Annotated in this window: 14 protein-coding genes; 3 read left to right on the forward strand and 11 right to left on the reverse strand. The window is 75.0% G+C overall.

The genetic code is table 11. The annotated features are described in order from the left end of the window. Positions 1 to 72 precede the first annotated feature (72 nt). The 6 genes from IF19_RS0115605 to IF19_RS0115630 all read right to left on the reverse strand — a co-directional run bounded on the left by IF19_RS0115605 (position 73) and on the right by IF19_RS0115630 (position 5,788). The gene (locus tag IF19_RS0115605) at positions 73 to 1,380 is read right to left on the reverse strand and encodes a cytochrome P450 (protein WP_030277099.1); all 1,308 of its coding nucleotides are present in this window, start codon (positions 1,378 to 1,380) and stop codon (positions 73 to 75) included. Next, positions 1,377 to 1,925: a GTP-binding protein gene (locus tag IF19_RS0115610; RefSeq protein WP_030112419.1), complete on the reverse strand. Its 549-nt coding sequence runs from the start codon at positions 1,923 to 1,925 to the stop codon at positions 1,377 to 1,379. The genes IF19_RS0115605 and IF19_RS0115610 overlap by 4 nt, the downstream gene beginning before the upstream one ends. Positions 1,926 to 1,980: 55 nt before the next feature. After that, a complete protein-coding gene (locus IF19_RS0115615) occupies positions 1,981 to 2,343 on the reverse strand; it encodes a DUF742 domain-containing protein (RefSeq protein WP_030112420.1) in 363 nt (120 codons plus the stop codon). Next, positions 2,340 to 2,783, reverse strand: a complete 444-nt coding sequence (locus IF19_RS0115620) for a roadblock/LC7 domain-containing protein (protein WP_030112421.1) — start codon at positions 2,781 to 2,783, stop codon at positions 2,340 to 2,342. Before IF19_RS0115620 ends, IF19_RS0115615 begins: the two co-directional genes overlap by 4 nt. Next, a complete protein-coding gene (locus IF19_RS0115625) occupies positions 2,780 to 4,267 on the reverse strand; it encodes an ATP-binding protein (RefSeq protein ID WP_030112422.1) in 1,488 nt (495 codons plus the stop codon). Before IF19_RS0115625 ends, IF19_RS0115620 begins: the two co-directional genes overlap by 4 nt. A 288-nt stretch (positions 4,268 to 4,555) precedes the next feature. Then, positions 4,556 to 5,788 (reverse strand): cytochrome P450 family protein, encoded by a 1,233-nt coding sequence (locus IF19_RS0115630; RefSeq protein ID WP_030277100.1) that lies wholly within the window; start codon positions 5,786 to 5,788, stop codon positions 4,556 to 4,558. A gap of 399 nt (positions 5,789 to 6,187) precedes the next feature. Here IF19_RS0115630 and IF19_RS0115635 point away from each other — a divergent pair, with 399 nt between their 5' ends. Beyond that, positions 6,188 to 7,252, forward strand: coding sequence for a lactonase family protein (locus tag IF19_RS0115635; protein WP_030277102.1), 1,065 nt, complete (start codon positions 6,188 to 6,190; stop codon positions 7,250 to 7,252). 106 nt (positions 7,253 to 7,358) lie between these two features. Here the strand turns inward: IF19_RS0115635 and IF19_RS0115640 are convergent, their stop codons facing one another. From IF19_RS0115640 to IF19_RS0115655, 4 genes are all read right to left on the reverse strand, one after another. Continuing rightward, positions 7,359 to 8,282, reverse strand: a complete 924-nt coding sequence (locus tag IF19_RS0115640) for a sirohydrochlorin chelatase (RefSeq protein ID WP_078580633.1) — start codon at positions 8,280 to 8,282, stop codon at positions 7,359 to 7,361. Positions 8,283 to 8,468: 186 nt separating this feature from the next. Continuing rightward, the gene (locus IF19_RS0115645; protein WP_030277104.1) at positions 8,469 to 9,527 is read right to left on the reverse strand and encodes an N-acetylglucosamine kinase; all 1,059 of its coding nucleotides are present in this window, start codon (positions 9,525 to 9,527) and stop codon (positions 8,469 to 8,471) included. Further along, complete coding sequence (locus IF19_RS0115650) at positions 9,524 to 10,201, reverse strand: uracil-DNA glycosylase (RefSeq protein ID WP_030112429.1); 678 nt, start codon at positions 10,199 to 10,201, stop codon at positions 9,524 to 9,526. The genes IF19_RS0115645 and IF19_RS0115650 overlap by 4 nt, the downstream gene beginning before the upstream one ends. A 114-nt stretch (positions 10,202 to 10,315) precedes the next feature. Next, the gene (locus IF19_RS0115655) at positions 10,316 to 11,401 is read right to left on the reverse strand and encodes a WD40/YVTN/BNR-like repeat-containing protein (protein WP_030112430.1); all 1,086 of its coding nucleotides are present in this window, start codon (positions 11,399 to 11,401) and stop codon (positions 10,316 to 10,318) included. A 204-nt stretch (positions 11,402 to 11,605) separates the two neighbouring features. On the opposite strand from IF19_RS0115655, the gene IF19_RS0115660 reads away from it, so the two are divergent. Together IF19_RS0115660 and IF19_RS0115665 are read left to right on the forward strand one after the other, a co-directional pair. Further along, on the forward strand, positions 11,606 to 12,016 hold the full coding sequence (locus IF19_RS0115660) for a hypothetical protein (RefSeq protein WP_030112431.1): 411 nt from the start codon (positions 11,606 to 11,608) through the stop codon (positions 12,014 to 12,016). Positions 12,017 to 12,094: 78 nt separating this feature from the next. Then, entirely contained in the window at positions 12,095 to 12,826 is a 732-nt protein-coding gene (locus IF19_RS0115665; protein WP_030112432.1) for a class I SAM-dependent methyltransferase, read from the forward strand. 22 nt (positions 12,827 to 12,848) lie between these two features. Here IF19_RS0115665 and IF19_RS0115670 read toward each other — a convergent pair whose 3' ends face one another. Continuing rightward, the gene (locus tag IF19_RS0115670) at positions 12,849 to 14,282 is read right to left on the reverse strand and encodes an FAD-dependent oxidoreductase (RefSeq protein ID WP_030121055.1); all 1,434 of its coding nucleotides are present in this window, start codon (positions 14,280 to 14,282) and stop codon (positions 12,849 to 12,851) included. Positions 14,283 to 14,437: the final 155 nt, after the last annotated feature.

Genomic DNA, 14,437 nt, shown 5'->3' on the forward strand with positions numbered 1-14,437 from the left:
ACTCCAGTTCTTCGAGCGGGTCGATACGTGAGGAGGAAGGGCGGGCCGCGGCCGCGCCGCCACCCGGCGCGGTCACGCCGGGGCGGGTGCCCCGGGTGCCCCGGAGGGCGCGGGGCCCGAGGGGGACAGCGGCGAGGTGAAGCGCACGGGCAGGGTGCCGAGCCCTTTGCTCCACGGCGAGTTGACCCACTTCAACTCGCTCTCGGGAACCGCAAGTTCCAAGTCCGGCAGCCGGTGCCGGATCGTGTCGACCGCCGTCCGGGTGATCAGGCGGGCCGGATCCTGGGCGGGGCAGGTGTGGGGTCCCGCACCGAACGCCAGATGGGAGCGGTTGCCGACCACCGGGGCGCCGTCGGCCGGCAGGACCTCCGGATCCGCGTTGGCCGCCGCCAGGCCCAGGATCAGCATGTCGCCGGCCCGGATGTCCTGACCGCCGAACCTCATGTCGCGCGTGGCGTAGCGGGCGGGGAAGTTCTGGGTGGGCGGGAAGCGCCACAGGACGAGGTCGAGCGCGTCGTCCACGCTGAGATGGCCGCCGCTGAGGGAGGAGCGCAGAGCGGGGTCGCACAGCAGGACGCGTAGCGCGGTGGCGATCCAGTTCACCGTGGTCTGGTTGCCCGCGACGAACATGACCACGAGGTTGTGCAGCACCTCCTCGTCGGTGAGCCGCGCCGGGTGGTGCAGCAGCGAGGAGACGATGTCGTCGCCCCTCACCCGCCGCTTCCGCTCGATCAGCCCCTGCAGGATGGCTCCCATCCGGCGGCTGGCGTCGGCCGCCCCGCTGGTGGCGGACACCAGGCCGCCCACCGCGTCCACCAGCTCCCGGCCGGTCCGTTCGTCCAGCCCGAGCAGCCCGGCGATCACCCGCATCGGCAGCATGCGCGCGTAACCCGCGACGAGATCGGCCTCGCCCCGCGCGGCGAACCCGGCGATCAGGTCCTCGGCGGTGGACCGGACCCCGCGGCGCAGCTCGTGCCCGTTGATCCCGGCCAGCGCATCGGAGACGGCGGCGCGCATCCTGCGGTGCTGCTGCCCGTCCGCGAAGAGCAGCGCGGGCCGCCATCCGACCATCGGCAGGATCGGCGCGTCGGCCGGCACCCGGCCCTCGCGCAGCCGGCTCCACCGGCGCGGGTCGTGCGAGAAGTCCTGTTCCTCGCGGGTCAGCCGCAGCAGTTCGCGGTGGCCCAGGACCAGCCAGGCGTCGATGCCGGGAGCGACGGACACCGGCGCCACCGGGCCGTGGGCGCCGCGCAGCGCCTCGTACAGCGCGGGCATCGCGTCGCCGTCGAGGCCGGGCCCGTACAGTCGGGCCGTCGTGGCGGGCGTGCCGCTCACGGGGCAGCCGGCGGCCTGTCCGGCCGTGGGGTGCGGCGTGCTCATGAGGACTCCGTGGCGACGTGGATGAGATGACGGACCAGGGCGATCAGCGCGCGGATCGACGAGGTCCGGTCCCGTGCGTCGCAGGTCACCAGCTCGGTGTCGGGCAGCAGGTCGAGGGCGGCACGGATGTCGTCGGCGTCGTACCGGGGGCCGGACGGGAAGACGTTGACGGCGACCGCGAACGGGAGGTCCAGGTCCTCCAGGTTGTCCAGGGCGTCGAAAGAGGCCGCCAGGTCCCGGGTGTCCACCAGCGCGAGCGCGCCGAGCGCCCCCTTGGCCAGATCCCGCCAGGCCGGCAGGAACCGCTGCTGGCCCGGCGTGCCGAACAGGTACAGGACGAGATCGCCGTCGATCGTCAGCCGGCCGAAGTCCAGGGCGACGGTGGTGGTCCTCTTGCCGCTGTCCACGTCGGGATCGACCCGGACGCCCGCCCGGGTCATCGACGCCTCGGTGGAGAGCGGTTCGATCTCCGACACCGTGCCGATCAGCGTCGTCTTGCCCACCCCCAGCGGGCCGACGACCAGGATCTTCGCGGCGCCCGCCACGTTCGAGTCGAGGTACTTCCCGCCGGCCGGCGGCGGATGCGCCCCGGCGAGGGTTTCAGAGGGAGCTTTCGAGACCATGGAGGACCTTTCTGAGCATGGTCACATCGGCGCGTTCGGCCGGCGGAATGGGCGGCCGGGTCACGATCAGCCCCCAGCGGAGGAGGTCGGAGAGCAGCACCTGGACGACGGACGGGGGCTGGCCCAGATGGGCGGCCACCTCCGCGACCGAGATGAGTCCCTCGCACTGCTTCAGAATCGCGAGGTGCTCCGGCTGGAGGGCGGCGGGGAACGCCGCGTCCGCCGTCATCACGAGGGACTCCCAGGACAGCGGCTCGCCCTCGGACTCCGTGCGCCCGCGGGTGATGACGTACGGGCGGATCGCCGAGGCTCTCGGCGCCTCAGGCCGCTCCGCCGTCACGTCGCGGGGGCCTCGTCCCGGGGCAGGCTGCTCAGGTGTGCGCCGATCTTCGCCACCAGCAACTGCATCTGCTGGGCCACCAGGCCCACGTCCGCCTCCAGATCGGTGGCGACCCCCAGGTGCGCGCCCACCCCGGCGTGGGTGAAGAGCACGAACCCCTGGTCGGTCTCCATCATCAACTGGCGTGTCGTGGCTCCCCGTCCGAACAGCAGCGCGCCGGTGGACCGGCCCGTCATGGTCATCGCCGCACAGGCCGCCGAGAGCGATTCCGCCTCCGCGACGCTCAGGCGGGCCACCGGGCCCGAGAGGTTCTCGGCGGAGTCGTGCCCCAGGCGCAGCCCGTCCTCGGACACCACCACGGCGTGCCGGACTCCCGGGATCTCGGTGAGGGGACGGAGCATCCACCCCAGGTCGGGGAGTCGAGTGATGGTTCCGGTCACGGTCGGCCTCCGTCGTGCTCGTGCGGGGTGGTGGGAAGGGGCTGTCCGCCGGGTGGGGACGGTTCGGCGTCCGCGTCGACGGCCGCCCGGCCGCGCAGCGTCCCGGATATGACGCCGGCGATCGAGGCGCGTGCGGCCTCCGGCGTCCAGGGTTCGGAGGGCGCGACGGCGGTCGGCGGGCCGGGGGCCGCATGCCGTGCGGGGGACGCGGCGCGGGGGGCGCCGCGTCGGCTGCGCCGCTGGGGCAGAGCGGCCAGGGCGGTTTCGCCGGCCGGCTCGGCGGCGTCGTCGCGCACCGGGACCGGGGGAGCGGAGGGCTCGGCCCGCTCGGCCGCCGGCCGGCGGTGCGCGGCGGGGGCGGGCAGCGGGTCGGTCAGCAGCCGGAAGGGTACGAACATCACCGCGCGGGTGCCGCCGTACGCCGAGGACCCGCTCAGCTCCACGGTGAAGCCCAGCTCCCGGCTCCAGCGTCCGACGCAGGTCAGGCCGAGCCGGGGCACCGCGCCCAGCCGGGTCAGGTCCAGGTCGTCGCGGAGCCGGCCGAGGGCCTGGTCCAGGACGTCCGGCGGCATCCCGAGCCCGGCGTCGTCGATCTCGACGACCGCGCCGGCGCCCACCTCCCGCACGCTGACGACCACGGGGGAGCTGGAGGGGGAGAACACCGTGGCGTTCTCCAGCAGTTCGGCGATGGAGTGCATCAGGCCCTCCGCGGCCGGGGCCACCGCGTACAGGTTCTGGCCGCCGTGCACCTCGATCCGCCCGAACTCCACGATCCGGGACTGGGCGCCCCGTACGCAGTCGTAGAGCGAGACCGGCCGGGGCTCCCGGCGGGTGGGCCAGATTCCGCACATCACCAGGAGGGTCTGCGCCTTGCGGGTCATCTGCGACGCGGCGTGGTCGGCCTTCATCACGTTCGCCATCAGGAGAGGGTCCTCGATGGCGCGTTCGACCTCGTCCAGGACCTGCTGCTGCACGGTCGCCATCACGTGCATGGTGCGGGCGACGGATTCGAAGGCGGTCTGCACCGAGTCGCGCAGGGCGCGCTCGCGGTGCAGGGCCGCGTCCGAGCCGAGTGTGACGACGACCGAGTCCAGCGCCCGCGCGAACTCCGCGCCCGTCCTCTCCGGCGGTGCCAACGGCCCCGGCACGCCGTCGAGCCGCCGTCCGGTGTGGAGCCGCTCGACGATGGCCGGAACGCGTACCGCGGCCAGGTGCGCCACCTCGGCGCCCCGCGCGTCGGCCACGCCGGCCTCCTGCGTACGGTGCGCGCGTTCGGCGGACAGCCGCCTGGCGAGAACCAGAATTCCGGCGGTCATCAGGACGACGGCCGCGGCACAGGCTCCAGCGAGGACGTGGCGCCAGGCCGCGTCGGCGGCGGCGGCGCCCCACCCCGCGCCGGCGGCGGCCGACAGGGCGGCCGTCCATCCGATGACCGTGGCGCCCGCACCCGCGCCGCGCCGGGACTCCCTCGACGGTCGGCTCACCGGTGCTGCCTCGACCTGACGTATTTGCGGAGACCGGTGCCAGCCACGAGAAGCGAAACCTTTCACGATGCATCGAACCCTCGTTCGGTCCCGAGGGCATGCAAAGCGTAGGTCAACTGGCCGGAATGATGGAGGTGTTGACCCTTTTCGGTCACGCCGGGCGGCCGGGAATGGCTCGTTGACGCCCCTGAGTCGTACGCCCGCGCGCTGTACGCCCGCGCGCCCTGCGCCCGCGTGGCCCGTGCCCGCGTGGCCCGTGCCCCCTCCGCCGTACGCCCGGCCCCGACGTCAGCCCAGCGACGGCCGCAGCCGTACCGGCAGGCTCTGGTGGCCGTTGCTGATCAGGGACGGGAGCGGCTTCAGTTCGGCCGCCGGGACGGCCAGTTCGGCGTCGGGGAAGCGGTCGAAGAACTGCTGGAGGACCGTGGCGACCTCCAGACGGGCCAGTGGGGCGCCGAGGCAGAAGTGAACGCCGTGGCCGAAGGCCAGGTGGTCCTTGGTGGGGCGGGTGGGATCGAAGCTGTCGGCGGTCTCCCCGTGCCAGCCGGGGTGGCGGTTGGCGGCGGCGTACGAGGCGAGGATCGCCTCGCCCCGGGCGATCTTCCCGCCGCCGGGCAGGGGGATGTCCGAGACGGCGTAGCGCAGCGGCAGGTGCTTGACGGCGGGCTCGTGGCGCAGGGTCTCCTCGACGACGCCGTGCCAGTCGGCACGGCCCGCCCGCAGATGGGCGAGGTGGGCGGGGTCGGTCAGCAGGGCGGTGATCGCCTGGTCGATCACGTTGACCGTGGTGTCGTAGCCCGCGGAGATCATCAGGAGCAGGGTGTCGCGCAGTTCCTCGTCGGTGAGGCCGCCGCCGTCGCCCTCCTCGTCGCGGGAGGCGATGAGGAGCGAGGTCATGTCGTCGCCGGGCTCCGAGCGCTTGGAGTCGATCAGGGCGTTCAGCGCACCGTACAGGGAGGCCGTGTTGGCGGTGGCCTCCTCGACGGTCAGGGTGGTGTCGAACACGCCGTCCACCACGGCGCGGAATCCGTCGAGCCGGCCCTCGGGCACGCCCATGAGCTTGCCGATCACCGCGATCGGCAGGGGGTGGGCCAGCTCCTGGCGCAGGTCGGCCACCTCGCCGGCGGGCCGGGAGGCGAGCTCGTCCAGGAGCCTCCCGACGACCTTCTCCACCGAGGTGCGCAGCTCCTGGACGCGGCGGGCGCTGAACGCCGGCGCCACGATGCGCCGCAGCCTGCGGTGGTCCCCGCCGTACGCGGTGAACATGTTGTTCACCGCGACCCAGAGCGCGAGCGGCCAGGTGGCCACCGTCTCGGCGAAGGCGGGCCAGTGGGCCCTGGCGTCCTTGGAGACCTGCGGGCTGGTGAGGAGCTCCTTGAGGAGGACGGGGTCCGTGACGGACCACGCGGTCACTCCGAGGACGTCCACCCGGGTCGCGGGACCGCGCTCGCGCAGGGCCCGGTACTCCGCGTGGCGGTCGGAGCCGGAGGGGTCGAGGGCGAGGATCGGCTGCTCGGGCATGGTGGGGTCCTCCATCGGGAGAGGGTGCGGAGAAGGGGGCGAGGCTCCGGAGCGCGGTGCGTGGCGGGGCCCCGCGGTCGGCGCGGACCCGGCAGGCCGTCCCGTGCGGTCCGCCGGAGGAGGCGGAAGGCCGCCGTCCGGAGTCCGGTGCGGGCGGCCGACGGGAAGGGCATGGCCGAACCCTATGGGGAAGGGCCGACCCGCGTACGGGAAAACCGGTCTGAGGGCTGGTCAGCGGCGGTACGCCGCCCAGTTCCCGGCCGCGTTCCAGGGCGCTCGTCGGCGGGGCCTCACCCCCATGGCCCTATTGGTCTGGACCTCCGTGGGCCGCCTGCTACCGTCGGCCGTGAAGATCGCGGCGACGGTGGAAACGTGGCGACGGTGAAGAGGGGTAGCGCGATGGTCGGCAACAGCGCCGGGCGGGCATTCGTAGGGTCGTTCACCTCGGCGGGCGGGCTCGGCATCACCGCCGCCGCCGTGGACCGGGACACCGGAGCGCTGACCGTGCTCGGCTCCACGGACGCCGTGCCCGACCCCTCCTTCCTCGCGATCGGCGCCCGCGACGGCGAAACGGTTCTGTACGCCGTCGGCGAGAGCGCCCCGGGCGTCGCCGCCGCCTTCTCCGCCGACGGGGACGTCCCCGCCCTGCTGGGCTCCGTCCAGGCCGTCGGCGGCGACGGGCCCACCCATCTGGCGCTTGCCGCGAACCACCTGGTCACGGCCAACTACACCTCCGGCAGCGTCACCGCGCTGCCCGTCCTCGACGACGGGGCGCTCGGGCCCGCCTCCGACGTCCTGCGGTACGAGGGCAGCGGCCCGGACCCCGACCGGCAGGAGGGCCCGCACGCCCACCAGGTGCTCGCCGACCCCTCCGGGGCCTGGGTGGTCGGGGTGGACCTCGGCACCGACGCGGTGCGCGTCTGCGCCCTCGACCCCGCGACCGGCTCGCTGACCCTGCACAGTGAGACCGCGCTGCGGCCCGGCACCGGGCCGCGCCACCTGGCCTTCCACCCCTCGGGCTCGCTCGCCTACGTCCTCGGCGAGCTGGAGCCCGTCCTCACCGTGTGCCGCTGGGACGCGGCGGCGGGCCGCCTCGACGTCCTCGGGGAGGCGCCGGTGCTGCCCGAGGACGTCGAGGCGGCCGACGACGCGGGGCGCACCTACCCGTCCGAGGTGGTCGTCGCGCACGACGGACGCTTCCTGTGGACCGCCAACCGCGGCCACGACAGCATCTCCGTCCTCACCCTCGACGAGAGCGGCGAGAAGGCCGCCCTGGTGGCCACCGTCGGCTGCGGCGGGCACTGGCCGCGCGACCTCACCCTCGACCCGAGCGGCCAGTGGCTGTACGCGGCCAACGAGCGGTCCGGGAACGTCAGCTGGTTCGCCGTGGACGCCCAGACCGGCATCCCGCGGCACGCCGGCTCCATCGACGTCCCCGCGGCCTCCTGCGTCGTCCTCCTCTGACGGCGGCCGCCCCGGCACAGCGTGACGGGCCCGGACCGAAGGAGATCTCCTCCGGTCCGGGCCCGTCACGCTGTCCGGCTTCCCGCGCCGCCGCGACGGCGTCCGGTCAGTGAGCCTGGGCGCCCTGCGGCGTCGCCGGCGTGATGCCCAGCTTCGTCGCGTACAGCGAGAGGACGAGCTTGCCGATCGCCGGGTACGCGCCGAGCGGCTCGGCCGTCGCGCAGCCCGCCTCCTTCGCGGCGGCGTCCAGCAGACCGGGGTCGACCTCCGGGCCCACCAGGTACGGCGCCAGCGCCAGCTGGGCGGAGCCGGAGCCCTGCAGCTGCTCCGCGATCGAGGTGACCGAACCCTCCACGTCCAGCGCGGCGGCCATCACCGGGACCGCGAGCCGGGCGGCCAGCAGCATGCCGGTGATCCCGGCGGCCCGCACCGCCTCCTCGCCGCCCACGGTGACCAGCACGATGCCGTCGGCCGCGGTGGCCACCGTGAACAGCCTGGCCCGGTCGGCGCGCGCCAGCCCGGCCTCCGACAGCCGTACGTGCAGGGCCTCGGCGAGCAGCGGGTGCGGGCCGAGCACATCGGTCAGCTCGGACTGCGTGCCGCTCTCCATCACCGCTTGCCGTATCCGGCGGAGCAGCGCGCTGTCGGGGCCCGCGAGCAGCGGGACGACGACGGCGGGCGGGCCGGAGGGCTCGGCGACCTCACGCCCGACGGCGACGGCCTGCTCGTAGCGTGCGACGCGCTCGGCGGCGGTGCGGGTGAGGACGGTGGCGAGGGTCGGGTACTCGGCGTCGTCGCCGTCCACGTAGCCGATCACGGCGTTCAGGCCGGGCAGCTCGGAACGGGCGATGCTGATCACCTCTTCGGCCAGGCCGCGCGTGGCCGAGGAGGGGGTACCGGGAACGGCGAGGACGAGGGCGGCCGCGCCCTCGGGTGCGACCACGGGCTCCGGGCGGCGGTGCCGTCCGGACTGGCGAGGTCGCGGCATTCGTACAGGCAGGCCGGAAGCGGGCCCAGTGGGGGTGCTCATGGCGCCGCATGCTACTGGTTTTGCCTGCCCCTCTGTTCGGGGAGGGTCCGGTCGAGCGTTAACTATCCGCTTATGTCCGATGAGGGATGAACGGCTGGAGTGTCCGTTTCTGTCGGTCCGTTGTGCCCCGGTCTCCGCCCGCCCTGCTCCCCGCTCCGCCGCCGCGGGCCGCGCCGCCGCTCCCGCTCAGCCGCGCCGTCCGGCCGGGCCCTCCCGGGGGACGAAGAGCATCGTCGGATGGAGCGGCAGCCGCAGCTCGTCGGAGGCGAGGGCCTGCGCGATCCGGAGTGCGCCGGTCAGCGGGTCTCCCTCCGGCGAGGTCACCCGCGCCCCCGGCGCCAGCAGCGCCAGCTCCTCCCGTACGGGGGCGACCAGCGGCTCACCCATCCGGAACAGGCCCCCGGTCAGGGCCACTTCGCCGGTGGCCTCCCGCGCGCCGTCCGTCCCGGCTGTCGTCGGGCACACGGCCGCCGCCGCTTCCGCGACATGACCGGCGGCCTGCCGCAGAATGCCGGCGGCGATTGCGTCCGCTCCGGCGCACGCCGCCACCTCCGGCGCGAACGACGCGAGCACGGCCGGCCGGTCCGAACGCGGATACAGCAGCCCCGGAAGCTCCTCCGCCGGACCGAACACGGCCCGCAGCCGCTCCAGCAGGGCGGGCGAACCACCCCGCCGTCCGTCGTGCGCGCGCATCGCCGCGTCCAGCCCCGCGCGGCCGATCCACGCACCGCCACCGCTGTCACCCAGAAGGTGACCCCAGCCGTCGGCCCTGCGCCACTCCTTCAGGTCCGTCCCGAGGGCGATCATGCCCGTGCCGCCCGCCACGACCGCCCCGGGGCGCTGCCCCACCGCGCCCGCGTACGCCGTCACGGCGTCGGCCGCCAGCGCCACCCGGCGTACACCCAGGGCGTCCGCGAGCGCGCCGGGCAGCTCCGCCCGCAGCCGCTCGCCCAGCGTGGCCATCCCGGCGGCCCCGATCGCCAGCGCCGCGACCCCGCCCGTACCGGCGCCGTCGGCCGCGGAGGGGCCCGCCTGCCGCAACAGCTCCCGGGCCGCCGGCAGGACCTGCTCCAGCAGATGCCCGGCGTCGATACCGCCCGTACCCGTCCGCACCGGCTTCGCGCAGAGGGCCGTGGACAGCGGGCCGGACGTTCCCACCCGGCCCAGCGCCACCCGCAGCCCGGAGCCCCCGGAGTCGACGCCGAGGACGTACGCGCCGGAGGCCGCCGGGACCGCCGGGGTCACGGAAGTCGCCAGTCCACCGGCTGCGCGCCCTGGCGCTCCAGCAGTTCGTTGACGCGGCTGAACGGCCGCGAGCCGAAGAAGCCCCGGTCCGCGGACATCGGGGAGGGGTGCGCCGACTCGATCGCGGGGTAGTCGCCCAGCAGCGGACGGAGATTGCGGGCGTCACGCCCCCACAGGACCGAGACGAGGGGGGTGCCCCGGGCCACCAGCGCCTTGATCGCCTGCTCGGTCACCTCTTCCCACCCCTTGCCCCGGTGGGCGGCCGGCCGCCTGGGCGCGGTGGTCAGCGCCCTGTTGAGCAGCAGCACCCCCTGCCGGGTCCACGGCGTGAGGTCGCCGTTGGACGGCCGGGGCAGTCCCAGATCCCCGTGCAGCTCCCGGAAGATGTTCTCCAGGCTGCCCGGCAGCGGCCGTACGTCGGGGGCCACCGCGAAGCTCAGCCCGATCGCGTGCCCCGGCGTGGGGTACGGGTCCTGGCCCACGACCAGCACTCTCACCTCCTCGAAGGGCTGCTGGAACGCGCGCAGCACATGAGCCCCGGAGGGCAGGTACGTGCGTCCCGCGGCGATCTCCGCGCGGAGGAAGTCGCCCATAGCGGCGATGCGTTCGGCGACGGGTTCGAGGGCGTCGGCCCATCCCGGCTCGATGATCTCTTTCAACGGTCGTGCTGCCACGGGCCGCACTCTACTGCTGATACGACCACTCCGATCAACTGCGGTCCGCCCGGGGCCGGTGCGGGCGCTGCCGCGCCGGGCAGCGGCCCTCGTCCCGCCCCCGAAGGCTCTCCGTCAGCCGAGCGCCACCGCCCGTACGCACAGGACGTCCGGCAGGTGCGAGGCGAGCTGCCGCCAGCTGTCCCCGTCGTCCGCGCTGGCGTACAACTCGCCGTTGCGGTTGCCGAAGTAGACCCCCGCGGGGTCCGCGTCGTCGGTGCACAGAGCGTCCCGGAGCACCGTGCCGTAGTGCTCCCCGTCCGGCAGTCCCTCGGAGAGCGGCTCCCAGGTGCGCCCGGCGTCGCTCGTCCGGAACACCCGGCAGCGGTGCTCGGCCGGGACCCGGTCGGCGTCGGCGTTGATCGGGAAGACGTACGCCGTGCCGCCGCGGTGCGGGTGCGCGACGGCGGCGAACCCGAAGTCGGAGGGCAGGCCCGCGCCGATGTCGCTCCAGTGGTCGCCGGAGTCGTCGCTGCGGAACACACCCCAGTGGTTCTGGAGGTAGAGCCGGTCCGGATCGGCCGCGTCCCGGGTGACCTTGTGGACGCACTGGCCGAACTCCGGATCCGGGTCGGGGAGGAAGACCGCCGAGACGCCCTTGTTCGACGGGGCCCAGCTCGCCCCGCCGTCCTTGGTGCGGAAGACGCCGGCCGTCGACACCGCGACGGTGACCGCCTCGCGGTCCCGGGGATCGGTCAGCACGGTGTGCAGCCCCTCGCCGCCCCCGCCCGGCACCCAGCGCGACCGGGTCGGGTGCTCCCAGAGCGGCCGGACCAGCTCGAACGACTCTCCCCGGTCCTCGGACCGGAACAGCGCCGCGGGCTCCGTGCCCGCGTAGACCACGTCCGGGGCCTCCGGTCCCGCCGGATGCAGCTGCCACACGCGCTCCAGCGAAGCCCCGGTCTCCCTCGGGAACTTCACCGCCGGAGTGCGGGGCTCGACCCAGGTCTCTCCCAGATCGTCGGAGTGGAAGACGGACGGGCCCCAGTGCGCGCTGTCCCCGCCGACCAGGATCCTCGGGACGGCTCCCCGGGTGTCCACGGCCACCGAGTAGATCGCCTGCGCGTTGAAGTGCGGGCCGGTGATCTCCCAGGTCCCGCCGCGTCTGCGGCCGATGAAGAGCCCTTTGCGGGTGCCTGCGGTGAGCAGTACGTCAGTCATGGTCCAGGACCTCCCGGATACGCCGTTGTGCCGGAACAGTGCCAGTCTGCACCCGACCACTGACAGCGGCCCGGCCGCAGCCCCGGACGCGCCGTGCTGACATGCTGGCGGAGGGCGGAGAGGTCCGGGCCGCGCGGGCCCGGCAGGCGGATCCGCGCCGAGCGGCGGGGCCGGAAGAGGGCCGGGAAGAACGAGGAGACGACGATGGACAGCGGGATCACGGACGCCGAGGGCCGCCCGGGGGCGATCACGGTCGCGGCGGGCGAGCCGGGCCGCGCCGCCTCCCCCCGCCTCGGCATCCGCTTCTCCTCCCCGGCCGGGGAGTCGGTCTGGTCCTGCGCCCCCGAGGCGGCCCGCGAGCTGGCCGGCCTGCTGCTGCGGGCCGCCGAGGAGGCCGAGAACGCGCCGGGCGACCACCCCGTCACGGTCGCGGCGGCCGACCTGCGGCGCGGCGACGTACGCGACGGCGACCGGGCCATGACGGTGGAGAGCGCCCGGACCGACGGGGCCGCGGTGCACGTCACGTGGCGGTCCGGGGCGGGCCGCAGTTGGACCCAGGCGTACGCGGCCGACGCCGCCATCACCCTCAAGAGGCGGCTTCCCGACGAGCGTTGACGCCCGGGGCGGGTCGGGCCCGGGGCGGGAGGCGCAGCACGGACACGGAGGGGCGCGGCCTCGGTAGGGTGATCCCCGATGTTCACCAAACAGGGCCCCACCGTGCGCGAACTGGCCGTCCAGGCGCTCTCCTCGACGGAGCGCGGCTACGACCTCCTCGCCCCCAAGTTCGACCACACGCCCTACCGGACCCCGGACCGGGTGCTCGACGCCGTCACCCGGGAGGTGCGCGGCCTCGGCCCCTTCGACGCCGGCCTCGACGTCTGCTGCGGCACCGGCGCCGGAGTGGGCGTGCTCCGCGAGCTGTGCCGGGAGCGGGTGACCGGGGTCGACTTCAGCGCGGGCATGCTCGCCGAGGCCCGCGCCGCCTTCCCGCCCGGTGACGAGGGGCCGGTGGTGGACTGGGTGCGCGCCGACGCCCGCGCGCTGCCCTTCGCGCCCGCCTTCGATCTCGCCCTGAGCTTCGGCGCGTTCGGCCACTTCCTGCCCGCCGAACGCTTCGGCCTCTTCGTCGAGGTGTACGGATCGCTGCGGCCGGGCGGCCGGTTCGTCTTCCCGATCGGCGCACCGCCGCCGGTGGGATCGCGCGCCTACTGGACGCTGCTCGGCTTCGACGCGGCCATGCGGGTGCGCAACGCCCTGTGGCGCCCGCCGTTCGTCATGTACTACCGCACGTTTGCGCTGGGCGACGTACTGGAGGATCTGACGCAGGCCGGATTCACCGTGGGACTGAGGCCGTTGACCGACCTGGGCACAAGCCCCGACGGCAGCCCGCGTGCCCGGCTGGTCGTGGCGACCCGGGAGCGGTGAGGGGCAGGGGGCGCCCCGCCGCTCAGCGGTTCTCGTCGCGGGCCGCCGCCAGCAGCCCCGGCCAGTCGGGGATCTTCACCGGGCCGCGTCCCAGCGAACGCCCCAGCTCCGCCTCCGCGCGCTCGATCGCCAGCCACCCGCCCCACCCCACCGGCCGCAGCCCCCAGCTCCGCAGCACCGCCGGCGGATCGTCCGCCGCCGGCCGCAGGGCCAGCGCGGGGGCGTCCGCAAGGAGCGAGGCGACCGTCTCCTTGGCGCAGGAGAGGTTCGAGCCGATCACCCCGGTCGGACCCCGCTTGATCCACCCCGCCACGTACTCGCCCGGCGACGGCACCCCGTTGCGCAGCACCCGGCCCGCCGTGTGCGGCACCGTCCCGCGCACGGGGTCGAAGGGGAGTCCGGGCAGCTCCACCCCGCGATAGCCGACCGCCCGCAGGACCAGCCCCGCCGGGATGTCCTCGTACGCGCCGGTGTCCCGGATCCCGCCCGTGCCGTCCGGGGCCGTCCGCGCGAACCGCACCCCCGCGACCCGCCCGTCCCGCTCCAGCAGCTCCGCCGGCCGCAGGAAGAACCGCAGCCGGACGCGGCGCACGGCCCCGCCGGACGCCCTGTCCGAGGCGTCGCGGGGCGTTCTGTGCGACGTGTCGTCCACCGCCCCGCCGCCCGCGGCCCAGCCGCGCAGGACCTCCAGATTGCGCCGCACCACGGCGGGCGGAGCGGGTGCGCCCGCCGGACCGGCCGCCCCGGAGTACGCCGGGTCGAGCGCCAGCTCCGCGGGATCGACGGAGACCCGGGCCCCGGGCAGCGCCCCCAGCTCCCGGAGCTCCTTGGTGGTGAAACGGGCCCCGGACGGGCCCCGGCGGCCCACGATGTGCACCTCGCGCACCCTGCTGCGCTCCAGGGCGCCGAGCGCGGCGCGCGGGACGTCGGTGCGGCGCAGTTCGTCCGCGCCGCGCGCCAGGATGCGGGCCACGTCGACCGCCACGTTGCCCACGCCGATCACGACCGCCGAGCGCGCCTCCAGCGCGTCCCGGGCGAACGAGTCGGCCCCGACGTCCGGATGGGCGCTGTACCAGGAGACGAAGCGGGTGGCGGAGTAACTGCCCGGCAGCCCCTCTCCCGGCACCTCCAGCGAGCGGTCCGCCGACGCCCCGACGCAGTAGACGACCGCGTGGTAGAGCTCGGCCAGACGGGCGGGGGAGAGGCCGTCCGGTCCGCCGACGCCGACGTTGCCCACGAAGGTGACCCGCTCGTCCTCCAGCACCGCCCGCAGACTGTTCTGCAGCGACTTGATCTTCTCGTGGTCGGGCGCGACCCCGTAGCGTACGAGCCCGTACGGGGCGGGCAGCCGGTCCAGGACGTGCACGCGCACGTCGGGCACCGACGACTGCCGGAGGAGGGCCTGGGCGGTGTATACCCCGCTGGGGCCGGAACCGACGACGGCGACGGAGAGCACGGCGCACCCCTTCCCGGAGGTCCCCGAGACTGCTTCCAGCATCGCACCGCCGGACGGATCCGCACCGCCTCGCGGGCCGTACGGTGAGCCGGGCCCGCGCAGGGAGCGGACCCGCGCAAGGAGCCGGGCCCGTGCAATGAGCCGGGCCCGTGCCC

Source organism: Streptomyces californicus (genome assembly GCF_000717645.1).
Taxonomy (GTDB): Bacteria; Actinomycetota; Actinomycetes; order Streptomycetales; family Streptomycetaceae; genus Streptomyces; species Streptomyces californicus.